This is a genomic window from Photorhabdus stackebrandtii (assembly GCF_011189495.1).
Classification (GTDB): domain Bacteria; phylum Pseudomonadota; class Gammaproteobacteria; order Enterobacterales; family Enterobacteriaceae; genus Photorhabdus; species Photorhabdus khanii.
This window is the reverse complement of the sequence record NZ_PUJV01000006.1, coordinates 139,702-165,203: the sequence shown is the minus strand read 5'-3', so window position 1 is coordinate 165,203 and position 25,502 is coordinate 139,702. Positions and strand designations below refer to the sequence as shown.

The following is a 25,502-nucleotide window of genomic DNA, read 5'->3' as shown; positions in this document are numbered from 1 at the left end:
CGATTCATTTAAATTAAAAATCTAATAAACTGATCTCATTGGACCAATTTACTATTCCATTCCTTTCAATGTTCAATTGATCACCAAAATTTTCTGTTTAGTCACTCTTGATTTTGTTACAGTGTCGCAGGCCGCGCCATTTGCCTCTTTCAACGGATTGAAAAGGCATTATAATCGGCCAAATAACTAAAACAGGATGCAATTTAATCAGTTTAGCCCCGTGCTTTCAGGATGAACGAACAAAGGCATTTTAGGAATACCAGATGGAAATAGTAAAAGAACTTATATATGCACTTTGGCACCAGGATTATGAAACTCTGGCCAATCCATCCCTATCATGGGCCATTTATATCATGCTATTCTTGATCCTCTTCCTTGAAAATGGCCTGCTTCCCGCTGCATTTTTACCTGGAGACAGCTTGCTTATATTGGTTGGCGTATTAATTGCCAAAGGTGCAATGAGTTTCCCTGTAACGCTTGTTATATTGACCACTGGAGCAAGCTTAGGTTGCTGGGTTGGGTATCTTCAGGGGAAATGGTTAGGAAATACCAGGATAGTACAAGGTTGGCTTTCCCACCTCCCAGCTCATTATCACCAGAGAGCTTACAATCTTTTTCACCGCCACGGCCTATCTGCTTTACTTATTGGCCGTTTCCTCGCATTTATAAGAACCCTGCTACCAACACTTGCGGGCCTGACGGGTCTGCAAAATAGTCGTTTCCAGTTTTTTAACTGGCTCAGCGGTTTCCTGTGGGTCATTATCCTGACCTCTTTGGGCTATGCACTCGGTAAGACCCCCATTTTTCGTCAGTACGAAGATCTGGTTATGAATTTCCTGATATTACTACCACTTGCTTTACTAATTATTGGTTTTAGCGGTAGTTTGTTAGTTGTATTACGTAAAAAAACGTGCCAATCCCCTCAAAAAAAGTAATTTCTTCTGAAAATTTCTTAAATCTCCTTCTGCCGCAAACAAAAGTATCGTTTGCGGCATAATAGTGAAATAACGCTAATGTTTTTCATTCACCTTCCAAAATATAAGCTATATTTAAGGATAGTCTTTTCCAGCCTCTGGAAAATCGACTAACTAAGTCAAATATACACACCTACATAAGGAGTCATTTACATGGTACAGAACAAAACCGCTGAAGACTTACGCATTGAATTAAAATCCCTCTCTAAAACACTAGAGGAAGTGATCAAAAATTCTGGTGATAAATCCGATATCGAACTGGAAAAAATTCGTAGCAAAATAGAAAGCGTACTCCAAGAAACCCGCATGAAACTTGGCACTGTCAGTGACAAAGTCGTTATGCAAACTAAAGAGATGGCCCGTCATGTTGATGATTACGTTCACGACAAACCGTGGACAAGTATCGGCATCGGTGCAGTAGCAGCTGTCGTATTAGGTGTACTATTGGCTAAACGCTAATATGAACCACCCATCCAAATCTCAAGGCCCCGGTAAAGGGGTCCTTGATTCTCTTCAACGCATTGCCATCATCGTTATCGGGATGGTAGAAACCCGCTTACAACTGATCGTTGTAGAACTGGAAAAGGAAAAGGCAACGCTAATACAACTGATATTAATGACCGGTCTGACATTGCTGTTTACCGCTTTTGGCCTAATGTGCCTGCTTGCTCTGATTTTTTGGGCTGTCGATCCAGCCTGGCGTCTTACTGCATTAGCCATCACCACAGGCACTTTGCTGATCCTGGCGCTCATTGGCCTGATATGGACCATCAGGAAATCCCGTAATTCCACATTACTCAACGCAACCCGCGAGCAATTAAAGATTGATAGAGAGATGCTGGAGGATCACAGTAATGAGTAAACAGAGCCAAAAAAGAAAACTGAAAAAACAGCAATTACTCAAAAGTATCCTGTTACAACGGCTGATACTTTCTAACGATGCTCAGCACTGGCGAAATATCACTGAGCCTTATGACAAAGGCTGGCAAAAGCTTTTGTCATTAAAACCTTATCTGCTACTCGGAGCCAGTACCCTCTCTTTATATGGTCTTCGTCACCCAGTGAAATTCTATCGCTGGACCCGCCGAGTCATTGGTGCATTGAAGATACTGAAAAGGAAGAAGTAATAATTCTTCATAATATATCTTATTGATTATCAACTACATTACTTACATTCAAAAACTTTGTATAAAATTGTTAATAATCCTTGCTTACAACTAAGCTCTCCTCTCTTTAGTATACATTCCATTCGTTAATGATTAGCAAATTGTGCTATTTCAAGTTAGTACCGACTAATCATCACTACCTTACCTGTATCCCTGGAGTTGTTAATGAAAAAATTTGAAGATAGAACCTTGCTATTAGCCCGTATTTTAATGTCAATCCTGTTTATCGTTGCAGGTTATGGAAAATTAGGCGATGCCTATGTTGGCACTCAACAATATATGGAAGCAATGAGGATTCCTGGCTTTTTATTACCTCTGACTATCTTGCTTGAACTGGGTGGCGGCCTGGCCGTTCTGTTCGGTTTCTTAACCCGTACAACCGCACTATTTACCTTTGGTTTCTGTATTCTGACTGCCTTGCTTTTCCACAGCAATTTTGCCGAAGGCATGAACCAGACTATGTTTCTAAAAAACCTGACTATCGGCGGTGGCTACCTGTTACTGGCTATCATCGGTCCAGGTAAATTCAGTATTGACCGCTTGATGAATAAAAACTGGTAATATACTGTTGTTGCTGTTCTGAATCTGAGAAATAACAGTTTTAGGTAAAGAGTAAAACCATCAAACTCCCACTTTGCTCAATTATCCTATTAGATAACGATCTCATATTAAGTTTCAATATAAATAGCTGACCGGAAAATCTAGCAGATTTTTCGGTTTTTTTTATTTAATCAATAGAGCCAACTTTTATTAAAGCATCGTAGCTCCGATAAAACATTAATGACAGCACTAAAAAGCGCAATCAATTCATATAATAGCAAAATATATTTTCATAGAATTCATCATCAATGATTTTATACATTTTTTACCCTTTAATATAACCAGATAAAAATTTCATTTATCTTATAGTTAAAGATCTAAAAGCAGTTTAAGCAGTTTAAGCAGTTTAAGCAGTTTAAGCAGTTTAAGCAGTTTAAGCAGTTTAAGCAGTTTAAGCAGTTTAAGCAGTTTAAGCAGTTTAAGCAGTTTAAGCAGTTTAAGCAGTTTAACATACAGGATATATAATATAAAACCAATTCAGCACTTAGTGATAATCAAGTTAAAAAATAACATTAAAATTTCAATACATTTCTAAATAAACCCAATAAAAACATTATTTAATGCATTTTCTCACAAAACAAATCGAAATAAAAAAGTATTTTCAACTGGAGTTAAAATCATTCATTAAAATATCCAAAAACACATATTTAACATTATTAACAAATAAAAAAATTAAAATGTATATTATCATTTATCCATTATTTTACACCATTAAAAAACTGAGAAATAAAAACATAAAAAATTGATTTTATTAAAAATAACATTTAATCCATTAAAGCAGAATAATCATTAACAACAACACAAACTTTTCATTGTTAAACCTTACAATCATCTTTTATCCTTAATTATTCAACACTCTATTTAATCCAATGATCTTAATGAATGCCATCACATTAATACATTTAATCCCACATCATCTATATAATAATAAAATAATATCATTCTGGCTTGGTAAGAATATTCTCACTGTAGATAACAAAGCCGGAAGATCATGGCGGATTTTTCCGGCTTTTTCATCTATCTTAGCGGTTAGCAAACAATTTAGGGATTTCCCGCAAACACCAGGATTTAGCTTCCCCCATACTATCTCGTCGCCATGCCATAATGACATTTGTCTCGTGGCTGTATTCAGAGCTAATCACCCGTAAACGACCAGCCGCAATATCTTGCTCCACCATAGGATAAGGCATCGTGGCAACCCCTAACCCGGCCAAAAGAGCCCGACGTTTATCTTCCAGCGAACTCACCGTTAGACGTTGCTGCTTATCTAATAACTGAACCGTCAATACCGGGCGCTCCCTTGCTGTATCTGCCACAGCAATACCACGATACTTCACCCTCGTTACATCAGACAAAGGCTCCGGCTCTTGATGAATAGGATGATCAGGGCTGGCAACATAGACATTGGTAATGCTGTAAAGCTGACGTGAATTCACTTCTGCCGATGCGCGGAAATGCATATCTGGCGCAATAACAATATCCGCCCGGCCTGTTTCCAACCGCTCCCATGCACCAGCTAAAACCTCAGTCAATAAAGAGAGCTGGGTATTCGATTTCTGAGCAAGTTTACCCACCAATGGGAACAATGAAGAAGCAGGGACCAGTGCCTCACAAACGATTGTCAGGTAAGTTTCCCAACCTCGCGCTAATGCCTCTGCGTCAGCGGTTAATTTATCCGCAGCTTCAAGCAATTGACGTCCACGCTCAAGCAACATTCGGCCAACGTTGGTGAATTTAGTCCTGTGACCCGAACGGTCAAACAGCACCACATCCAGCTCCTCTTCCAGCTTTTGCATCGTATAGCTAAGTGCAGAAGGAACACGGCCAAGCTCATCAGCTGCCGCTGCAAAACTTCCCCGCCGGTCAATTGCATCCATGACCCGTAGAGATTCCAGTGTAAGCGCTCGTTCTTTGCTCATATTTTTCTCAATCAGGAAATTTGAATATGGTGACCAGATTAACTGGCTAACATTTCGCCGTCCAGATAATTACTATCGTTAGTGTGTGTTTTTTGGAGGTAACCGCCATCATGATTATAAATAGAACAGCAAAGCAATGTGGAAAAGCTGACTATGGTTGGCTACAGGCTCGTTATACATTTTCATTTGGTCACTATTTTGATCCAAAGTTTTTAGGTTATGGCGCTCTGCGTGTACTGAATCAGGAAGTTATCGCACCAAAAGCCGCTTTTCAGCCTAAATCTTATCCACATGTGGATATACTGAACATTATTCTGCGAGGTGAAGCAGAATATCGTGACAGTGAAGGCAATCATGTCAGAGCTTGCAAGGGAGAATGTTTACTGTTTTCTACCCGTCAAGGCATCAGCTATAGCGAACATAATATCAGTGCGAATAAGCCACTGACCCGCTTACAACTTTGGCTAAATGCCTTTCCTCAGCAGGAAAGCTTACCGTTGCAACGGATGGCATTACCAGAGCAACCATTGACTATGCTTGCCTCTCCAACCGCAGAAGATGGCAGTATGCAATTACGCCAGCAAGTGTGGGTTAATCATATTTCTCTTAATAAGAGCCAATCTCACCATCTACAATTGAAAGGAAAAAATGCTTATCTGCAATCCTTGAACGGCAATATAAAAATAAAAGGCAATTCGAAGGATAACGCGTTGATTAAATGTGGAGATGGCGCTTTTATTCATGAAGAAGATTATCTGGTTTTAAAAGCAGATACTGAATTTCAAGGGTTGTTAATTGATCTAGCCGCCTGAGAAAATGAAAACCCCATCAAGGCTAAACCTGATGGGGCTAAATTGGTGAAGTTAACCGATAAGCCGGGTTCTGTCGTGGACAATCATTCATCTAGGCCAGCACTTGCGCACTGGCTCAAGCAGCCTACCCGGGTTCGATACGGGCCGTACCTAGTGAACCCCTATTTGGCCTTGCTCCGGGTGGAGTTTACCGTGCCACGGACTGTTACCAGCCGCGCGGTGCGCTCTTACCGCACCCTTTCACCCTTACCTGATCCTGCATAAGCAGGCCATCGGCGGTTTGCTCTCTGTTGCACTAGTCGTGGGCTTTCGCCCCCCAGACGTTATCTGGCACCCTGCCCTGTGGAGCCCGGACTTTCCTCTCCCCTACCTCTCGTCCAAAAGGACGGTGATAAAGCAGCGACTGTCTAGTCAACTCCGCGGCGGATTATAAGAGGTTTAACAAACGATGTATAGGCGTATACTCATTATCTGCCTTGTTTATCAACAATTGTTGTTATTCGTCATGCTCTCCCAGAGCATGACGATAAAGCGCGTTTTTCTTCACACCATGGATCTCTGCCGCCAAAGCAGCCGCTTTTTTCAACGGCAATTCTTGCTGAAGGAGCGCCAATGTTCTTAATGCCTCTGGCGGTAAAGTATCGTTATCCGGTTTTTTATAACCTTCAACAATCAATACCATTTCACCACGGCGACGGGTTTCATCTTCCTTAACCCATGCCAAAAGTTCACCTGTCGGCATCCCCTGAATTGATTCCCAAGTTTTTGTTAATTCCCGTGCCAGAACGACATAACGTTTAGTTCCCCACACGTCAACCATATCTTCTAAACTATCGATGAGGCGATGAGTGGATTCATAAAAAATTAACGTCCGCGGCTCCTGCTCCAAAGCCCGTAAGGTATCTTTCCGGCTTTTACTTTTAGCTGGCAAGAACCCTTCGTAACAGAAACGATCTGATGGCAGACCAGCGGCAGACAATGCGGTTATCGCCGCACAAGGCCCAGGCAGAGGAACAACATGAATACCCGCTTCACGACAACGGCGAACCACATGATAGCCAGGATCATTAATCAGTGGCGTTCCCGCATCAGAGACTAATGCAATACTCTGCCCCTGCTGAAGTTTTGTAATTAATTGATCTGCTTTCTGCTGTTCATTATGATCATGAAGTGCGAACATGCGCGCATTAATGGCAAAATGTTGAAGCAACAAGCCGGTATGTCGCGTATCTTCGGCCGCAATCAGATCGACATGCTCAAGAACTTCAAGCGCACGCTGAGTGATATCACCCAGGTTTCCAATGGGGGTTGGCACAACATATAGCGTGGATGTCGTAACCACTGCTCGATTGGGTTGATTCATTGTTTCATCCGAATGACCGATTTAAAATTGAGCATCTTTGAAAAAAACATCGCTGGATACAGTATGCTTTCCTCAATTTTTGTGCGTATCAAAACTGGTTTAGTCTGTTCAGCTATGCTGGCAGTTATGATCATCGCAGGGTGTACCGTGCCTGACCAACAGGGACAGCAACCTTTGCAAACTCAGGACAAAGTCAGTACAGAAATCGCCCGTTATCAATCCATCATTGATGCCGCTAATGGCGAACCTTCTCTGGATGTCATCCGTGCTTATATCGCTCAGGAACCACTTCTGAAAGACAATGCCGCTCATCAAAAAAATATTGATGATACCTGGCAAATGCTAACCCGTCTTTCACCACAAAATCGCAGTGGGTTGGTCATCAACGCTGATGAAAATATTCTGCAAGGCTGGCTGGACTTACTCAGTACCTATCAGGATAACAAACAGGACTCTGACAAACTACAAGCAGCTGTCCTTGACTGGAAAATTCGTTATCCACAAAACCCAGCCGCGCAGTCACTCCCAACCCAGTTACAACCAGCCGCCATCCAATCTCAAGGCACTGACATCCGTATTGCACTGTTCCTGCCATTAAGCGGCCAGGCAAAAGTATTCGGCGAAGCAATTCGTCAGGGTTTTCTTGATGCTCAGGCTGGTTTGCCAACCCCATCTCTGCCAACAGAAAACCCGGCAAATTTATTATCTACAGCAACCAACGATAACAACACGTCAGATACAATGGTTTCTGCCGATGCCTTGCCAAATGCAGCGGCTCCTGTTGAATCAACAACACTAGCCGTTCAGCCAGTGCCCGTCATCGCCAATGTGCCGGTTAACACACAACAGGTCAAAATCTATGATACGGCAAGCCAGCCACTGGAAAATTTATTGATTCAGGCTGAACAAGATGGCGTGAATTTGGTTGTCGGGCCGTTATTGAAACCAGATGTGGTTAAACTGGTTCAGATGAATACTTCATTAAACATGCTGGTGCTGAACGAGTTAGATAATGCACAGCCCCGGCCCAATATCTGTTATTTCTCTTTATCACCAGAGGATGAAGCGAAAAATGCCGCGGAGCATATTTGGCAGCAACAGAAACAGAATCCTCTGATACTCGTTCCCCGGGGTACTTTTGGTGACCGGATTGCCAAGGCATTTGCACAGGAATGGCAAAAACAAGGTGGGCATACCGTTCTGCAACAAACCTTTGGTTCTTCCACCGAACTGAAACAGTTAATTAATAGAGGTACAGGTATTCGCCTGACAGGAACAGCCATTAGTGCAACAAACAATCAACCTGTATCAACCACTATTGGTGATCTGGAAATTCCCCAGATAAATACAGATGTTGTTCCTACTTCTGCCGGCGGCTCAGTGGACGCGGTTTATATTGTTTCCACTTTGGATGAACTGACTCTGATTAAGCCGATGATTGATATGGCAATCAGTTCCCGTAATAAACCAGCCCTTTATGCAAGTTCTCGCAGTAATCAGGCTGGTGCCGGTCCTGATTTCCGTCTGGAAATGGAAGGAATGCAATTCAGCGATATTCCATTAATCGCTGGCGCTAACCTGCCACTGATGCAACAAGCAGCCGGTAAATTTGCCAATGATTACTCTTTGATGCGCCTTTACGCTATGGGTATTGATGCCTGGTCATTAGCAAATCAGTTCAGTCAGGTTCAACTTCAAAGTGATTTCCATCTCAATGGTGCTTCGGGGATGCTGTCTGTTCAGGATAACTGCGCGATTTTTAGGCAACTCTCTTGGATGCAATATTCTCAGGGACAAATCACTGCCATTTAATTAAGCATTAATTGCCGCTTGTTATCAGGCGGCAATTAAATTCAAATAACGCTTTTCAGGATGAAAATAAAAAAGCCGACAAGTTATTTGCTGGGACGTAACTACGAAACACAGGCAAAGTTGTTTTTGCAAAAACAGGGGCTAACTTTTATCGCTGCGAATGTGAAAGTTCATGGTGGTGAAATTGACCTGATAATGAAAGACAAACAAACCTGGGTTTTTATTGAAGTCCGTTTTCGCAAACAAGGGCAATATGGCGATGCACTGGCGACCGTGACCCGCAGCAAGCGTAGAAAATTATTGCACGCTGCCGCAGTATGGCTGTTTCAACGAGGTGAGTGTTTTGAAACCACTTCTTGTCGCTTTGATATTTGTGCTATTACTGGTCAACAATTTGTGTGGTTGCCAAATGCTTTCAATCAAGATGAGTTCGCTCGCTAAAATGATACTGGGTAGGTTATAAACGTGCTGGATAGAATTAAAGTCTGTTTTACAGAAAGTATTCAAACTCAGATTGCAGCCGCAGAAGCATTACCTGATGCTATCTCCCGGGCCGCAATAATGATGGTTCAGTCATTGCTGAATGGTAACAAAATCCTTTGCTGTGGTAATGGCGGCTCTGCTGCAACTGCCCAGCGGTTTGCTGCCAATATGATCAACCGGTTTGAAACTGAACGCCCGAGTCTGCCTGCATTGTCACTTAACGCAGACAATGTGGTGATAACAGCGATTTCAAGTAGTAAACAACATGATGAAATTTACGCTAAACAGGTACGGGCATTAGGTCAGCCAGGCGATGTGTTATTGGCTATTTCCACTCATGGAAATAGCCGGGATATTGTTAAAGCCGTTGAAGCGGCTGTAACCCGCGATATGACGATTGTCGCGCTTACCGGCTATGATGGTGGTGAACTTGCTGGCTTGTTAGGGCCACAAGATGTGGAGATTCGTATACCATCTCATCGCAGCACCCGAATTCAGGAAGTTCATATGCTGACAGTTAACTGCCTATGTGACTTAATCGATAATACACTCTTTCCCCACCAGGATGACTAAGGAACCAATAATGCGATTTTTTCCCCTATTAGCTACGGTTTGTGCCGCAGTCATGTTACAAGGATGTATTGGTGCAGCCGTGGTAGGTTCTGCCGCTGTAGCGACTAAAAGCGCAACCGACCCCCGTACTATTGGTCAACAGGTTGACGATGGTACGCTGGAAGCACGTGTCAGTAATGCACTTAACAAAGATAAGCAGATCAAAGAGCGTATCCGTGTTATTACCACCGCCTATCAAGGGAAAGTTTTGCTGACAGGCCAAAGCCCGGACTCAAGCCTTACAGACCGTGCAAAACAGATAGCGTCCCGTGTTGATGGAACTCATGTTGTGTACAATGAAATTCGTCAGGGGAAACCTGTTGAATTAAGTACGGCTTCTAAAGATACCTGGATTACCACTAAAGTACGCTCAAAAATTCTGGCTAGTGACTCAGTTAAGTCTTCCAACATAAAAGTCGTTACAGAAAACGGTGAGGTCTTTTTGCTGGGTATTCTGACTAAACAAGAAGGTAACGCCGCAGCGAAAATTGCCAGCGAAACTGACGGTGTTAAGCGGGTAACAACTGCGTTTACTTATCTGAATTAAGCATATTACTGAGGGTGATAACACTATAAATTTACCCTGAATATATTAAGCCGCGTCATTCTTTGACGCGGGCGCTTTCCTTTTTTACTTACTATCCAATGCCAAATATCCAACGTCAAACCGGGGGACTTTCCATTCTTCCCTCAATAACTTTTCAATAACTCGTTTTCCTTAAGGTAATTCACCCCGCCCAACAACCGCATTTGTCGCAAAATCCATTGTTGACGCTGTAAAACATACGCCGAAGGAGCGTTAACTTTATAACGGTGCGGGTTAGGCAATACAGCAGCGAGTAAAGCAGCTTCTGATGCAGTCAATTTACTGGCTGATTTATGAAAATAGTGTCTGGATGCCTCTTCAACACCAAAAATACCCTCACCAAATTCTACAATATTAAGATAAACCGTCAAAATTCGGCTTTTTGACCATGCCAATTCAATGGCAAAGGTCATTCCAGCTTCCAGCCCTTTTCTCAACCAGCTACGTCCATCCCACAAAAATAAATTTTTGGCCGTTTGCTGAGAAATCGTTGAAGCGCCCCTCAACCTGCCAGAGTTATTTTGATGATGCTCAAGGGCATTTTCAATAGCGTCAAAGTCAAATCCCCAATGCTGTGAAAATTTTTGATCCTCAGCCGCAATAACAGCCAATGCAATATTTGGGGATATTTGTTCATGCCCTACCCAAGCAGAACGGGATACGTAAGAAAAATTAACTGATAGCCAAGCGTTAATTTGGCGCTCAACCATAATCATAGAAAATGGCACTGGCAAAAATGAAAACGCAACAACAGAAACTATCCATAAGATAATAACTGAGATTACGATTTTTTTAAGCCAGCACCATAAAAATTGCACAGGATTTCTCATCCAGTTACTCAGTCATTTCCAATACTTTTCTGACAAGTTTATCAATTCCCTCCTCTGCCTGAGAAATAGATTCAGCAAGCATATAGGCTGGAGTTGTAACAATTTTGTTTTCCAAATCAACAACAATATCATTTACCTTGCAAACTATATGGATCCCTCCCATTTCCTCCACCTGAGCAGCAGTTTCAGGATCATTACCAATCGTTAGTTTCACCGGTGTATTAAGTAGTTTTGGCAACATAACCGGTGCAATACACATAAACCCCATAGGTTTATGTTGTTTATGCATAGCCCTCACTAAACTTAATAAATCTTTATTTATTTCGCAATCAACTGTCTTAGCAGCAAAGTCACATAAATTCTTTGCAACACCAAATCCCCCAGGAATGATCAGGGCATCAAACTCATCTGCATTTGCTTGTGACAAAGACTTGATTTTTCCCCTTGAAATACGGGCTGACTCCTGTAGAACGTTACGTTCTCCGTCTGTTTCTTCACCGCTAATATGATTAATAACATGAAGTTGTGGCGCATCAGGTGCCAAAAAGCTCGTTTTAACACCTAAACGATCTAAAGAAAGCATAGTTAATACTGATTCATGAATTTCACTACCATCGAATACACCACATCCACTTAAGACAACCGCAACTGATTTCATAGCTCACTCCATTTGTAGTAGATTATTGCTTAACCCTTTAGGGGGTTAAACACCAATCTTCATCACAGATTTTAATGAATCTTGTAACAAAAAATCTTATCTTTGCTATGTTGGTACTTGTATGATGTACGGAGAATTCCCCATTTACTCGCCGCAACAAAGATGCATCAGATAGGCGGGTAAAAAGTTTTCCCTGGTGTTGGCGCAGTATTCGCGCACCCCAACCTCGGTTGGGGTTATTTTTTTTCAGCGCCTGCCAACCATTCCCCTAAAATTTCCGTATCGTTTCTCCATTCTTGCTTTAACTCATCAACCCATTCCTGAACATTGTCCCACCATGCAGGTAAATCAGGTGATTGAATCTGTTGAGCCAGTTGTTGTAAATGAAGTAATCCAACCGACCCCGCCGCACCTTTTATCTTATGTGCTTCCTCCGTGATGCCTTTCTGGTCTTTAGCTGTCATATTCGATTCCAGCACAGACAGGTACCCCGGCATCATCTTCTCAAATACATTCAGGCTATCGCGAATCAACTGAGGTCCAACCAGTTCGATGTATTGATTAAGCATTTTTGTATCAAGTAAATCTTCATCTTTCATCAATCCTGACTCCTCTTCTTCTGGCTTCATATGATGCACAGACTGTTCTCCCCAGAATTGTTCAATAATGGCCGTTAAGGCATTCACAGACAGCGGTTTACTCAGCACGCCATTCATGCCCGCATCCAGATATTCTTTTTTGTCCTTTAAGACATTTGCCGTCAGCGCAATAAGTGGGGGCAGATCCTTTTTGGCATATCGCTTACGTAATTCCCGGGCGATGTCTAATCCGGTCATATCAGGCAACTGAATATCAAGTAATACCAGATCGAACTCCCCTGGCTTGAACACTTCCAGAGCATCCTTACCATTCATAACGACTTCTACGCTGTTACCCAATTTTTCCAGTACTGAACGAGCAACGATCACATTCAGCTCAATATCTTCTACCAGCAAAATATGCAAAGCCGGAAGTGGGCAATCTTCTGTATCTTCTCTGCATGGCAGACTCTCTTCCATAGCAGGAGCAATAATAGAGAGTGTAAATCGAGAACCTTGTCCCGGCTCACTTTCCACCAAAATATTGCCGCCCATACTTTGCGCTAAACGTTTGGATACAGCCAGTCCAATACCTGTTCCCGTTGCCGGACAACCACCATGACTGCCTTTCACCTGATAATACATCGCAAAGATCTTCTCTTGCTCATCAAGTGGAATACCAATCCCCGTATCCGTGACTTCAAACAACAAACGCTCACCCTTTTCATACCAGATTCGAACATTAATCTCGCCTTTTTGAGTAAATTTCACTGCATTGCCAATCAAGTTCCACAGAATTTGGCGCAAGCGAGTACCATCTGTCATGATTCTGGCAGGTAATGGCAGCTCGGGTTCCATCACAAATTTAATCCCTTTCGGCTGTACCAGCAGCCCAGAGAGGTTTTCCAGATCGGACATAAAACCGGTAAAGTCAATTGGCTGATTATCAAGCTGGACTTTACGCCGCTCAATTTTGTCCATTTCAATAATGTCATTGAAAATATTGCCAAGCGTGATAGCACTGACATGTATCGTTTTCAGATATTTATTTTGTTCAGAGGTCAGTTCAGTATCAAGTAGAATACGGCTCAAACCAACAATGCCATTTAAAGGAGTACGAAGCTCATGGCTAATCGTTGAGATAAAAGTCGTCTTATCCCTACTTGCATTCTCCAAAGCGTCCTGATAACGCTTACGCTCCGTTATATCGCGCCCAAATCCCATAAGCCCGTGTCTTTTTCCTACCCGATCATAAAAAGGGACTTTCCGCAGTTCAAAACAGGCTTTTCGTCCATCGGGATAAACCAGCCATTGTTCATAAGTTAGGGCAACATTATGACGGAACACTTTTTCATCCGTTTTCATCACCTTGCGGGCAACTTCTTTATCATAAACATCATTTGGTGTTAGCCCGACAAGTTGTTTCTGGCTTTTACCCGTCAGCAATTCCATCGCCCGGTTACAACCAGAGAACTCATTATCTTCATTACGGTAATAGACCAAATCAGGAGAAGCATCGAGAAAAGACTTCAGTAATATAGATTGCTGTTCCAATTCAATCTGGGTCTGCTCACGGTGCTTCATCTCTTCTTTTAGTTTATCCAGCAATATCAGATGCGCCTGTTCAGCTTTTTCTCTTTCTGAGATTTCCTGATTCAGCTTAATAATATTGTCTTTTAATTGCTGATTAAGTTCCCGATCACGCTGACGCATCACTTCTAATTTTTCAACTAATTTGGATAATCGTTGGCGGGATTCTTCAAGCTGTTCAACAACAACCGAAAGGAAATAGACTGCCCAGGGAGTAATTAACAAACCAAAGAAAATTGAGCGAACTAAATCAATACTTTGCACTCCTCCCTGAAGCAGAAAAGTGACGACCATCTGCACACTCATAGCAAGAACAACTAACGCAGATGCAAGCAGTAATGAGAAGCGTACTAGCCCCAATTTCATCATTAAATCAACATAATATTGGGCCAGGCCCCTAAGCAGCTTCATTTCATAAAGACTCCCGTTAAATATGACCAATCCGAATCATACCGTAAAAAGTCCGCTACTTCGTTGAAGGAATACAGAAATTGTTGATCGAGTAAAACAATAGTATTATTTAATAGTTTTGATGAGGACTTCCCAAACATTATTCTGGCTTTTTACCCCTGCCGGTCTTTTCGCACAATCTAAGCATGAATAAATAATCAAATTCATTGACAAAATAAGCATAAAATTCTTTTTCACTCTTTTAATAACCACAAAAAGATAAAACTTTATTCTTATAAAAAAATAAAAATATATATTAATTCCATTTAGTTTATATTTGTCGGAACTTAAATCCAAAAAATAAACATTTAACAGTATATACAAAACAGATATTACACTAATATTAGTGATATAACTCACATTAAAATTCTAACATGATCTATATCACACAACTTTCATATTAATTTTTTTATTTATAAATCATATGATTAACTCTATTTTTTGCCTGTATTTACCTTATCCCAGCTATATTTGACCTGATCTGCATTTCTCGTTAACTTGAGAAGTCACTAGAAATCATCCGTCAGATCCTCATCTGCACCATAATTATGCAGTGACACAATACCATTTCAGTACCGCCTGTTCATAGTCAATAGACAGGTGGCAGTTGATTGAGGGCGCAATTCAGACGCCTGTAAAAATATTCATCTCACAAATTTCTGTGAGTTTCTGTGAGAGTCGGACAGAACCTGGGGAGGTTCACACTATGCTGTATAACAAATCTCAAGAAAAGGATAACTGTGGCTTTGGACTGATAGCCCATATTGAAGGGGAGCCAAGCCACAAAGTAGTCCGTACCGCTATCCATGCACTGGCACGAATGCAACATCGTGGCGCAATTCTGGCAGATGGTAAAACCGGCGATGGTTGCGGTTTATTGCTGCAAAAACCCGACCGTTTTTTTCGGATGGTCGCACAAGAGCACGAATGGCGTTTAGCCCGCAATTATGCAGTCGGTATGCTATTTCTCAGCCAGGATCCTCAGATTGCCCAAAACTGCCGGGAAATAGTCGAACAGGAGCTGCAAAATGAAACGCTGTCAGTCGTTGGCTGGCGTGAAGTACCGACCAACAGTGATATTCTCGGCGAAATAGCCCTTTCCAGCCTCCCCCGTATCGAACAGATTTTTGTTAATGCTCCTGCTGGCTGGCGTGCCCGTGATTTAGAACGCCGTTTATTCGTTGCCCGCCGCCGGATAGAAAAACGCATCAGCGACAGTGATTTTTATGTTTGTAGTTTGTCCAATCTGGTGACCATCTATAAAGGGCTGTGCATGGCGGCAGATTTACCCCGTTTCTATCCTGATCTGGCTGATTTACGATTAGAATCAGCAATCTGCCTGTTCCATCAGCGTTTCTCAACCAATACCGTACCACGTTGGCCATTGGCACAGCCTTTCCGCTATCTCGCTCATAATGGTGAAATAAATACCATTACCGGCAACCGCCAGTGGGCACGGGCAAGAGCCTATAAATTCAAAACCCCGCTTATCCCTGATCTGCAATCTGCGGCTCCTTTTGTCAACGAAACAGGATCAGACTCCAGCTCGCTGGATAACATGCTGGAGCTGTTTCTCAATGGCGGAATGGATTTAATCCGTGCTATGCGGTTGCTGGTCCCGCCGGCATGGCAGAACAATCCTGATATGGATGAGGATCTGCGCGCTTTCTTTGATTTCAACTCTATGCACATGGAACCCTGGGATGGTCCTGCCGGTATCGTCATGTCAGATGGCCGCTATGCTGCCTGTAATCTGGATCGTAATGGCTTACGCCCGGCACGTTATGTCATTACTAAAGATAAGCTGATCACTTGTGCTTCCGAAGTCGGCATCTGGGATTATCAGCCTGACGAAGTCGTAGAAAAGGGACGAGTCGGCCCCGGCGAACTCATGGTGATTGATACCCGCCAAGGCCGTATCCTTCATGCAGAAGAAACAGACAATGACCTGAAAAGCCGCCATCCCTATAAAGAATGGATGGATAAAAACGTCAAGCGCCTGATCCCATTTGAAGAATTACTGGAAGATCGGGCGGGTCACCGGGATCTGAACGATCAATCACTGGCGGTTTATCAAAAACAATTTGCCTACAGTAATGAAGAACTGGATCAAATTATCCGGGTCTTGGGAGAGAATGGTCAGGAAGCGACGGGATCAATGGGTGATGATACGCCGTTTGCTGTACTTTCCAGCCGTCCACGGATTATTTATGACTATTTCCGTCAGCAATTCGCTCAAGTCACTAACCCGCCAATTGATCCACTACGCGAAGCGCATGTTATGTCTCTCACCACCTGCATTGGACGGGAGATGAACGTATTTTGTGAAGCTGAGGGACAGGCGCATCGGTTAAGTTTTAAATCCCCTATTCTGCTCTACTCTGATTTTCATCAATTAACAACACAGCAAAGTCCGCACTATCGTGCAGAACACGTAGACTTAACTTTCAATCCGCAGGAAACTCATCTGCAAAATGCGCTGTTTGCATTGTGTGACCAGGCTGAACAGCTCGCCAGAGATGGTGCAGTATTGCTGGTATTATCTGACCGCAATATTACGCCGGAGAAGTTACCCATACCGGCTCCTATGGCTGTCGGGGCCATTCAGCACCGTTTGGTGGAAAAAAACCTGCGCTGCGATACCAACCTGATAGTAGAAACTGCGAGTGCCCGTGATCCACATCATTTCACTGTGCTGCTGGGATTTGGTGCAACCGCTATCTATCCCTATCTGGCTTACGAATCACTGGCCAAAATGGTCGATAATGGCACGATTAATAAACCCTATGCTGATGTCATGCTCAACTACCGCAATGGCATTAATAAAGGGCTATATAAAATCATGTCGAAAATGGGCATCTCGACTATCGCCTCCTATCGTTGCTCTAAACTGTTTGAAGCTGTCGGCTTACATTCTGAATTAACTGAGCTTTGCTTCAATGGTGTTGTCAGCCGGATTGGCGGTGCTAACTTCAGCGATTTTGAGCAGGATCTGCGAAACTTATCCAAACGCGCATGGCTTCCCCGCCATCCAGTTGATCAGGGAGGGTTACTGAAATATGTACATAACGGCGAATACCACGCTTATAACCCAGATGTCATCAGCACTCTGCAATCTGCAGTTCACAGTGGCGAATACAACGATTATTTGAAATATAGCCGCTTGGTTAATCAGCGCCCTGTGACCACAATCCGTGATTTGCTGGCGATAAAAACAAAAGATGAACCTATCCCCATTGAAGAAGTAGAACCCGCCGAAGCGCTGTTTAAACGCTTTGATACCGCCGCAATGTCGATTGGAGCATTAAGCCCTGAAGCACATGAAGCTCTGGCAGAAGCAATGAATACGCTGGGTGGCTTTTCCAACTCCGGTGAAGGCGGAGAAGATCCCGCACGTTATGGTACAAAAAAAGTTTCCCGTATCAAGCAAGTTGCTTCCGGCCGGTTCGGTGTAACACCTGCCTATCTGGTCAACGCTGATGTGATTCAGGTTAAAGTGGCCCAAGGTGCTAAACCTGGAGAAGGCGGGCAATTACCGGGTGATAAGGTCACACCGTATATTGCAAAACTACGTTATTCCGTACCAGGCGTAACACTTATTTCTCCACCACCGCATCACGATATTTATTCTATTGAAGATCTGGCTCAGTTGATTTTCGATCTAAAGCAGATCAATCCCAATGCGCTGATCTCAGTAAAACTGGTTTCAGAGCCAGGCGTTGGTACGGTTGCAACGGGTGTTGCCAAGGCTTATGCCGATTTAATTACTATCGCAGGTTACGATGGCGGTACTGGCGCCAGTCCATTGTCATCAGTGAAGTATGCCGGATGCCCCTGGGAATTGGGATTAGTGGAAACTCAACAGGCTCTGGTTGCCAACGGATTGCGCCATAAGATCCGTTTACAGGTAGATGGCGGGTTGAAAACCGGCGTGGACATTATCAAAGCAGCCATTCTTGGTGCTGAAAGTTTCGGTTTCGGCACCGGCCCCATGGTTGCCCTTGGGTGCAAATATCTGCGTATCTGCCACCTGAATAACTGTGCGACCGGTGTTGCAACGCAAGATGAGAAATTACGCCGCGACCATTACCACGGATTGCCTGAGCGGGTAATAAATTACTTCCATTTTATCGCCCGTGAAACCAGAGAGATCATGGCGGAATTAGGGATCAGAAATCTGACTGATTTAATAGGCCGAACTGAACTGTTGGAAGTATTGGAAGGTATTTCAGCAAAACAGAGCAAATTAAATCTTGAGCCGCTATTGGCAACAGCTGAACCACATCAAGGTAAAACGTTATATTGCACTGAAAATAACCTGCCATTTGATAATGGCACATTGAATAAAAATTTATTGGTTCAAGCCTCCAGTTATATTGAAAGCCAACAAAGTAAAACTTTCTATTTTGATATCCGTAATACCGATCGTTCAGTTGGGGCTTCTCTTTCCGGCTTTATCGCTACCCGATATGGTAATCAGGGCGTCGCAGCTGCCCCAATAAAAATTCATTTCAATGGTACTGCCGGTCAAAGTTTTGGTGTCTGGAATGCTGGCGGTCTGGAGCTGACACTTATCGGTGATGCCAATGATTATGTTGGTAAAGGTATGGCCGGTGGTCGCATCGTAATACACCCCCCTGTCGGTTCTGCCTTTAAAAGCCATCAGGCAACCATCATTGGCAACACATGCCTGTATGGAGCGACCGGCGGCAAGCTGTACGCCGCTGGACGGGCCGGAGAACGCTTCGCTGTTCGTAATTCAGGTGCTATTACGGTTGTAGAAGGTATCGGAGATAATGGCTGTGAATATATGACAGGCGGTATCGTCTGCATTCTCGGACGCACCGGAATCAACTTTGGTGCAGGTATGACCGGCGGTTTTGCCTATGTTCTGGATGAAAATGATGATTTCCGTAAACGGGTTAACCCAGAGCTGGTAGAAGTACTGGCAGTAGAGACCTTAGCTATCCACGAAGAACATTTGAGAGGACTTATCACTGAACACGTTCTCCTGACCGGTTCCCAGCGCGGGGAAGATATTCTTGCTAACTGGCAACAGTGGTTGAGCAAATTTGCGCTTGTGAAACCAAAATCCAGTGATGTGAAAGCCCTGCTGGGACATCGTAGTCGTTCTTCCGCAGAGTTGCGAATTCAAGCGCAATAAGGAGCCCAGATGAGCCAGAATGTCTATCAGTTTATCGACTTACAACGCGTCGATCCGCCTAAAAAACCACTGAAGATCCGCAAAATAGAATTTGTGGAAATCTATGAGTCGTTTTCAGCAATTCAGGCACAAACACAGGCAGATCGCTGCCTTGCCTGCGGTAATCCGTATTGCGAATGGAAATGCCCTGTCCATAACTACATACCCAATTGGCTTAAACTTGCCAATGAAGGGCGTATCATGGAAGCCGCTGATTTATCCCATCAGACAAACAGCCTGCCGGAAGTTTGTGGTCGCGTTTGTCCACAGGATCGCCTCTGTGAAGGCGCCTGTACCCTAAATGATGAGTTTGGTGCAGTCACTATTGGTAATATCGAACGCTATATCAACGATAAAGCGATTGCTATGGGCTGGAAGCCCGATATGTCACAAGTTCAGCCAACGGGCAAACAGGTTGCGATTATTGGTGCAGGCCCCGCAGGGCTGGCCTGTGCTGATGTATTAGCCCGTAATGGTGTAAAAGCAGTCGTTTTTGATCGCCACCCGGAAATAGGCGGATTACTCACTTTTGGCATACCTGCGTTTAAACTGGAAAAAGAAGTGATGATACGCCGGCGTAAAATTTTCTCTGAGATGGGAATTGAATTCCGGCTCAATACTGAAATAGGCAAAGATATCGCCCTATCTGAACTGACAGAGCAGTTTGATGCAATATTTCTTGGTGTAGGAACCTATCACTCAATGCGCGGGGGACTGGCAAATGAAGATGCTGATGGCGTTTATGATGCACTGCCATTTCTGATTGCCAATACCCGGCACTTGATGGGGTATCCCCCTCAGCAATCACAGCCTTTCATTGATATGCAGAATAAACGAGTCGTGGTGCTCGGTGGTGGCGATACAGCGATGGATTGCGTCAGAACGTCTATTCGCCAAAAAGCGGCTTCTGTTACCTGTGCTTATCGCCGTGACGAAGTTAACATGCCAGGCTCCCGCCGCGAAGTGAAAAATGCCAGGGAAGAAGGTGTAGAATTTCTGTTTAATCTGCAACCTCTCAGCATTGAAATCAACAGTTCAGGTCAAGTTTGTGGCATAAAAATGGTACGGACCCAATTAGGTAAACCTGATGAAAATGGACGCCGCCAGGCTGAAATTATCACCGGCTCCGAACATCTGCTCAAAGCTGATGCCGTGATTATGGCATTTGGTTTTAAACCACATACAATGAATTGGTTAAATAACCATCAAATAGCGCGGGATAAACAGGGGCGTATCGTTGCTCCTGAGTTCTCAGACATGCCGTTCCAGACCAGCAATCCTCAGATATTTGCTGGCGGAGACGCCGTTCGTGGTTCAGATTTGGTTGTAACTGCAATTGCCGAAGGGCGTAAAGCTGCACAAGGCATCCTTGATTACCTCAATATCTAATAAACAAAGGGAGCTTTCCAGCTCCCAAACCTTCCTATTACCAGCTCAATAATTTATATTAGCTGGACTATTTTTATATAAAGAGCGAATGTATTTAATGAACATTCCGTACTTACTTCTGTCATAATTAACATTTTGGTGTATTTCATCTTATCAGAGTGGATTTTACCAACTACCTAGCTAAGATAGCACTATGCTTATTCAACCATAAATTCTGGAAATATTAATGAAATTAATTAAAACTATGATTTTGTTATTTTTGGCATTGCTTACTGGTACTAGTCTTCCGGTGCTTGCGTTGTCACGACATGTTACACCCGATAATATTAATAAAGAGATTATCAATAGAGGTATCAACTCTGTCGTTGCAGAATTAGGGGAAACAGGAGCCAGACAAGAGATCACTCACAAAATTACTACTGGTGACCATGACTGGATAAAACTGGCTTTTAAATTAACGCAAAGTATACATCTGGATTTTTCCAAAGAGATACGTTACGCATTATCTATGGCATTAATTAATAATCCCGTTGATGTCCTTACTACTGCCGATAAAGAAAACAATATATCATTGGCTGATATCTGTACAATCCCGCCAGAACTTGAGACCAGAGAGAATAAAATAGAATTTATCAATCAAGTCAGAAAGAGCTTAGGGGCCATCACAGACTACGAAGCTAAAAACAGAGTAGAAGAATGTTTCTGGGAGTTAGAGAAAGCCTACAATGTGGAATTTTAATCAATAAATTTGAAAAAAATAAGGAGGCAAATCGCCCCCTTTTTAGCGCTTATTTTACTACTTTACTACCCGTAAAGCAGGACGCCCTCTTGTCGGTTTTGGTGGCTCATCATCGGGTGAAGTTCCACTATTATCTTCAGCATCATGGAGGGTATCCGTAACTAATACCAAGTTATCTGCCGCAGAAGCGTCAGCTTTATCATGCCCTGAAAACTCAAAAAGATATTCATCTTTATAAGCTGCTTCAGGCTCAAACATCATTCCTGTCCCATTTTCACGGCTATAAATAGCGAGAACCGCCGCCATTGGTACATTAATCTGACGGGGCATACCGCCAAAACGGGCATTGAAGCGTACTTCATCATTGGTTAACTCAAGATTACCAACAGCTCTCGGCGCTATATTCAGCACAATTTGCCCATCACGGGCATATTCCATTGGTACATTTACTCCACGTAAAGTCACGTCTACAGCCAGATATGGAGTCATATCATTATCTAGTAACCACTCGTAGTGAGCACGCAACAAATAAGGGCGACGAGGAGACATTTGAGACAGCTCCATAAATCAGTTCCTGGATTGCAAGCGCATTTCACGTTCAGCTTCGGTTAATGAAGCCAGGAATGCATCACGTTCAAAGACACGCTGCATGTAAATTTGTAAATCTTTGGTACCAGAACTTGGTAACTCTATACCCAGTTCAGGTAAACGCCATAGCAAAGGGGCAAGATAGCAATCAACCAAACTAAATTCTTCACTCATAAAGAAGGGCATTTCTTTAAATATTGGCGCCACTGCCAGCAATTCTTCTGCTAATCGTTTACGGGCAGCATTGGCTTCCTGAGAATTACCTTTCTCAATAGTGTGCATCAGGGAATACCAGTCTTTCTCAATACGGTGCATCATCAAACGACTGGAACCACGGGCAACCGGATACACTGGCATTAATGGCGGATGAGGAAAGCGCTCATCAAGATATTCCATAATGATGCGGGAGTCATACAGCGTCAGCTCACGGTCAACCAAAGTCGGAACTGTCTGATAAGGGTTCAGATCGATAAGGTCCTGTGGCAAATTACCTGCCTCAACCTGTTCAACTTCAACACTGACACCTTTTTCCGCCAGTACAATTCGCACTTGATGGCTAAAAATGTCGGCCGGGCCTGAAAACAGAGTCATTACCGAACGTTTGTTGGCAGCGACAGCCATGAAAACCTCCAAGTTTATCTAAAAAAGGAATGAATAGTCCCACGCTATAACGACTATTCCTACTCATTCATTCTCACCCCTTATGTTCCTGCGCCGCAACGGTGAATACGGAATGCGCTACTCGACACAATGGCCTATCGTTCAGATAGTAGGCAGATAAATGGATGAGGCAAAAATTGGCACTAGTTTACCAGATTTTGTACATTTTGGGGGAAGTGTATAGATAATTAAGTAAAAAACCCGCCATAAAGACGGGTTTGAACATTAAGTAATTGCCATAGAGACAAAAAATTAACGTTTGGAGAACTGTGGACGGCGACGTGCTTTACGCAGACCAACTTTCTTACGTTCAACTTCACGAGCATCGCGGGTAACGAAGCCAGCTTTACGAAGATCAGAACGCAGAGTTTCGTCGTATGCCATCAGTGCACGGGTGATACCGTGACGGATTGCGCCTGCCTGACCAGAAATACCACCACCTTTAACGGTGATGTACAGATCCAGTTTACCCAACATATCAACCAGCTCGAGTGGCTGACGAACAACCATGCGTGCTGTTTCGCGGCCAAAGTAAACTTCGAGGCTACGTTGATTGATGACGATGTTACCGCTACCTGGCTTAATAAAGACACGTGCGGAAGAGCTTTTGCGGCGACCAGTGCCGTAGTATTGATTTTCAGCCATTGCCTATGATCCCGATTAAATGTCCAGAACTTGCGGTTGCTGTGCCGCATGGTTGTGCTCGCTACCTGCATAAACTTTCAGTTTACGGTACATCGCACGACCCAGTGGCCCTTTTGGCAGCATGCCTTTAACCGCGATTTCAATTACACGCTCAGGACGGCGGGCAATCATCTCTTCAAAGGTCGCTTGCTTGATACCACCGATGTGACCAGTGTGGTGATAGTAGATTTTATCAGAACGCTTGTTACCGGTTACTGCAACTTTTTCTGCGTTAACGATGATGATGTAATCACCAGTATCAACGTGCGGAGTGTATTCCGCTTTATGCTTGCCGCGTAGACGACTAGCCACTTCAGTTGCAAGACGGCCTAAAGTTTTGCCATCTGCGTCAACAACATACCAGTCGCGTTTTACGGTTTCTGGTTTAGCTGTAAAAGTTTTCATTAAAGCTTACCCAATAATAAGTTACACGTTGGTGAACACTCAAGGTTCAGAAACTGCTGAGGTTCACACGACTCTTGTCCAGCAAACCTACCCCTTCGAATAGCCTATGCCGGCACTATGCAAGTTTTTTGGGAAAAAAAACATTGCTGTAACGTGGGGTCGCAAGATTATAGAGAAGTCAAAAATAAAAATCGACCCCAATTTGAATTATTTAAACCCAGCTTTAAATCCGAAATATACAGGATAAGCACAAAATTAAGGCAAATGAGGTAATTTCAGATACTCTTCGCTTTGCATTTCCTGTAAACGGGACAAGCAACGCTGGTATTCGAAAGTCAGCAAAACCCCTTGGTAAATCTGTTCCATCGGTACCGCGGCATTAATTATCAGTTTTACCCGACGCTCGTAGAATTCATCAACCAGCGCCAGGAAACGTCGGGCGGCATTTTCATTTCCGGACATTATCGCCGGAACCTGATATAACAAAACGGTGTGATAAAGTTTTGATAAAACAATGTAGTCCATCTGACTACGGGCATCTTCACACAAAACTTTAAATCCAATTGCCAATACACCATCGGCGCTACGAATTACCGGCATCTGCCGATGATTAATTTCCAACACCGGGGCTTGCTCACTGCTTTTACCCGCCAAACGGATAAATATTCGATCCATAGCCCGTTCATTATCTTCATTCAGCGGTGTGAAATAGAGATGAGCCTGTGTCAAAGTACGCAGCCGGTAATCAATACCTGAATCCACATTCATCACGTCACAATATTTTTTAATCTGCTCAATCGCAGGTAAAAAACGAGCTCGCTGTAAACCATTACGGTAGAGCTCATCAGGAGGAATATTGGACGTTGCAATTAACGTGATCCCCCTGACAAACAGAGCTTCCAACAATGTACCCAGGATCATGGCATCCGTAATATCAGAAACAAAGAATTCATCAAAGCAGAGCACATCGGTTTCTGCTTTAAAACCATCCGCCACAATATCCAGCGGATCCTCATGCCCTTGCAACTCCTTTAATTCTTCATGCACCCGCAGCATAAAGCGATGAAAATGCAAACGCAGTTTTCTTTCACCCGGCAAACTCTGGTAAAACATATCCATTAACCACGTTTTCCCTCTGCCAACACCACCCCACATATAGAGCCCTTGAACAGGTATACAGGTCGTTGCAGCCTGCTTGCCTAATAGTTTACTCAGGCGCCATTTCAAGCTTTTTCGCTTCGCTGGATTGCCGGGAGAAGTATTAATCAAGGCATAGTGAATAACATCCAATTGAGCGACAACATGACGTTGGACATCATCTGGCTGGTATTCCCCCCTAGAAAGGGCTTTCTGATAGAATGACGAAGGGATAATCAATGATGGCATGACAAAAAAATCCTT

General features: G+C 43.4%; 23 protein-coding genes and 1 other RNA gene. 13 read left to right on the top strand and 11 right to left on the bottom strand.

Annotated features, from left to right (window positions below; translation table 11 throughout):
• Positions 1 to 263: 263 nt before the first annotated feature.
• The 5 genes from C5470_RS07305 (at position 264) to C5470_RS07285 (ending at position 2,701) form a co-directional block, all read left to right on the top strand.
• Entirely contained in the window at positions 264 to 935 is a 672-nt protein-coding gene (locus tag C5470_RS07305) for a DedA family protein (protein ID WP_166287222.1), read from the top strand.
• A 192-nt stretch (positions 936 to 1,127) separates the two neighbouring features.
• Positions 1,128 to 1,433: an ElaB/YgaM/YqjD family protein gene (locus tag C5470_RS07300; RefSeq protein WP_166287219.1), complete on the top strand. Its 306-nt coding sequence runs from the start codon at positions 1,128 to 1,130 to the stop codon at positions 1,431 to 1,433.
• A gap of 1 nt (position 1,434) precedes the next feature.
• Positions 1,435 to 1,836, top strand: coding sequence for a phage holin family protein (locus C5470_RS07295; RefSeq protein ID WP_166287216.1), 402 nt, complete (start codon positions 1,435 to 1,437; stop codon positions 1,834 to 1,836).
• Entirely contained in the window at positions 1,829 to 2,101 is a 273-nt protein-coding gene (locus C5470_RS07290) for a YqjK-like family protein (RefSeq protein ID WP_166287213.1), read from the top strand. The genes C5470_RS07295 and C5470_RS07290 overlap by 8 nt, the downstream gene beginning before the upstream one ends.
• A gap of 204 nt (positions 2,102 to 2,305) precedes the next feature.
• Complete coding sequence (locus C5470_RS07285; RefSeq protein ID WP_166287210.1) at positions 2,306 to 2,701, top strand: DoxX family protein; 396 nt, start codon at positions 2,306 to 2,308, stop codon at positions 2,699 to 2,701.
• Positions 2,702 to 3,762: 1,061 nt separating this feature from the next.
• Here C5470_RS07285 and C5470_RS07280 read toward each other — a convergent pair.
• Positions 3,763 to 4,659 carry a LysR family transcriptional regulator gene (locus C5470_RS07280; RefSeq protein ID WP_166287207.1) on the bottom strand — a complete coding sequence of 299 codons (897 nt, stop codon included), beginning with the start codon at positions 4,657 to 4,659 and terminating at the stop codon, positions 3,763 to 3,765.
• A 110-nt stretch (positions 4,660 to 4,769) separates the two neighbouring features.
• On the opposite strand from C5470_RS07280, the gene C5470_RS07275 reads away from it, so the two are divergent.
• Positions 4,770 to 5,471, top strand: a complete 702-nt coding sequence (locus C5470_RS07275) for a pirin family protein (protein WP_166287204.1) — start codon at positions 4,770 to 4,772, stop codon at positions 5,469 to 5,471.
• A gap of 43 nt (positions 5,472 to 5,514) precedes the next feature.
• Here C5470_RS07275 and rnpB read toward each other — a convergent pair.
• Positions 5,515 to 5,890, bottom strand: an RNA gene (gene rnpB, locus C5470_RS07270) — RNase P RNA component class A.
• 77 nt (positions 5,891 to 5,967) lie between these two features.
• A complete protein-coding gene (rsmI, locus tag C5470_RS07265; protein ID WP_166287201.1) occupies positions 5,968 to 6,834 on the bottom strand; it encodes a 16S rRNA (cytidine(1402)-2'-O)-methyltransferase in 867 nt (288 codons plus the stop codon).
• Between the two features lie 63 nt (positions 6,835 to 6,897).
• Here rsmI and C5470_RS07260 point away from each other — a divergent pair, with 63 nt between their 5' ends.
• From C5470_RS07260 to dolP, 4 genes are read left to right on the top strand one after another with little or no spacing between them, the layout of a single operon-like run.
• Positions 6,898 to 8,646 carry a penicillin-binding protein activator gene (locus tag C5470_RS07260; RefSeq protein ID WP_166287198.1) on the top strand — a complete coding sequence of 583 codons (1,749 nt, stop codon included), beginning with the start codon at positions 6,898 to 6,900 and terminating at the stop codon, positions 8,644 to 8,646.
• 60 nt (positions 8,647 to 8,706) lie between these two features.
• A complete protein-coding gene (locus tag C5470_RS07255) occupies positions 8,707 to 9,087 on the top strand; it encodes a YraN family protein (RefSeq protein WP_036842150.1) in 381 nt (126 codons plus the stop codon).
• Between the two features lie 24 nt (positions 9,088 to 9,111).
• Positions 9,112 to 9,702, top strand: coding sequence for a DnaA initiator-associating protein DiaA (diaA, locus tag C5470_RS07250; protein ID WP_036842149.1), 591 nt, complete (start codon positions 9,112 to 9,114; stop codon positions 9,700 to 9,702).
• Between the two features lie 10 nt (positions 9,703 to 9,712).
• On the top strand, positions 9,713 to 10,288 hold the full coding sequence (gene dolP / locus C5470_RS07245; RefSeq protein ID WP_166287195.1) for a division/outer membrane stress-associated lipid-binding lipoprotein: 576 nt from the start codon (positions 9,713 to 9,715) through the stop codon (positions 10,286 to 10,288).
• Positions 10,289 to 10,431: 143 nt separating this feature from the next.
• Here the strand turns inward: dolP and mtgA are convergent, their stop codons facing one another.
• The 3 genes from mtgA to arcB form a co-directional block, all read right to left on the bottom strand.
• Positions 10,432 to 11,157, bottom strand: a complete 726-nt coding sequence (gene mtgA, locus C5470_RS07240) for a monofunctional biosynthetic peptidoglycan transglycosylase (RefSeq protein WP_166287192.1) — start codon at positions 11,155 to 11,157, stop codon at positions 10,432 to 10,434.
• Between the two features lie 4 nt (positions 11,158 to 11,161).
• Entirely contained in the window at positions 11,162 to 11,815 is a 654-nt protein-coding gene (gene elbB / locus C5470_RS07235; protein ID WP_166287189.1) for an isoprenoid biosynthesis glyoxalase ElbB, read from the bottom strand.
• 236 nt (positions 11,816 to 12,051) lie between these two features.
• Positions 12,052 to 14,394 (bottom strand): aerobic respiration two-component sensor histidine kinase ArcB, encoded by a 2,343-nt coding sequence (gene arcB, locus C5470_RS07230; RefSeq protein WP_166287186.1) that lies wholly within the window; start codon positions 14,392 to 14,394, stop codon positions 12,052 to 12,054.
• A 745-nt stretch (positions 14,395 to 15,139) separates the two neighbouring features.
• On the opposite strand from arcB, the gene gltB reads away from it, so the two are divergent.
• The 3 genes from gltB (at position 15,140) to C5470_RS07215 (ending at position 21,764) form a co-directional block, all read left to right on the top strand.
• Positions 15,140 to 19,597 (top strand): glutamate synthase large subunit, encoded by a 4,458-nt coding sequence (gene gltB, locus C5470_RS07225; RefSeq protein WP_166287183.1) that lies wholly within the window; start codon positions 15,140 to 15,142, stop codon positions 19,595 to 19,597.
• Between the two features lie 9 nt (positions 19,598 to 19,606).
• Positions 19,607 to 21,025, top strand: a complete 1,419-nt coding sequence (locus C5470_RS07220; protein WP_166287180.1) for a glutamate synthase small subunit — start codon at positions 19,607 to 19,609, stop codon at positions 21,023 to 21,025.
• Positions 21,026 to 21,251: 226 nt separating this feature from the next.
• A complete protein-coding gene (locus tag C5470_RS07215) occupies positions 21,252 to 21,764 on the top strand; it encodes a hypothetical protein (protein ID WP_166287177.1) in 513 nt (170 codons plus the stop codon).
• A gap of 57 nt (positions 21,765 to 21,821) precedes the next feature.
• Here C5470_RS07215 and sspB read toward each other — a convergent pair whose 3' ends face one another.
• The 5 genes from sspB to zapE all read right to left on the bottom strand — a co-directional run bounded on the left by sspB (position 21,822) and on the right by zapE (position 25,487).
• Positions 21,822 to 22,328 (bottom strand): ClpXP protease specificity-enhancing factor, encoded by a 507-nt coding sequence (gene sspB, locus C5470_RS07210; RefSeq protein WP_166287174.1) that lies wholly within the window; start codon positions 22,326 to 22,328, stop codon positions 21,822 to 21,824.
• A gap of 3 nt (positions 22,329 to 22,331) precedes the next feature.
• Positions 22,332 to 22,973 (bottom strand): stringent starvation protein SspA, encoded by a 642-nt coding sequence (sspA, locus tag C5470_RS07205; protein WP_021323579.1) that lies wholly within the window; start codon positions 22,971 to 22,973, stop codon positions 22,332 to 22,334.
• 291 nt (positions 22,974 to 23,264) lie between these two features.
• Positions 23,265 to 23,657 carry a 30S ribosomal protein S9 gene (rpsI, locus tag C5470_RS07200; protein WP_012990148.1) on the bottom strand — a complete coding sequence of 131 codons (393 nt, stop codon included), beginning with the start codon at positions 23,655 to 23,657 and terminating at the stop codon, positions 23,265 to 23,267.
• A gap of 15 nt (positions 23,658 to 23,672) precedes the next feature.
• Entirely contained in the window at positions 23,673 to 24,101 is a 429-nt protein-coding gene (rplM, locus tag C5470_RS07195; protein ID WP_112878885.1) for a 50S ribosomal protein L13, read from the bottom strand.
• Positions 24,102 to 24,356: 255 nt separating this feature from the next.
• Positions 24,357 to 25,487: a cell division protein ZapE gene (gene zapE / locus C5470_RS07190; RefSeq protein ID WP_166287171.1), complete on the bottom strand. Its 1,131-nt coding sequence runs from the start codon at positions 25,485 to 25,487 to the stop codon at positions 24,357 to 24,359.
• Positions 25,488 to 25,502 lie beyond the last annotated feature (15 nt).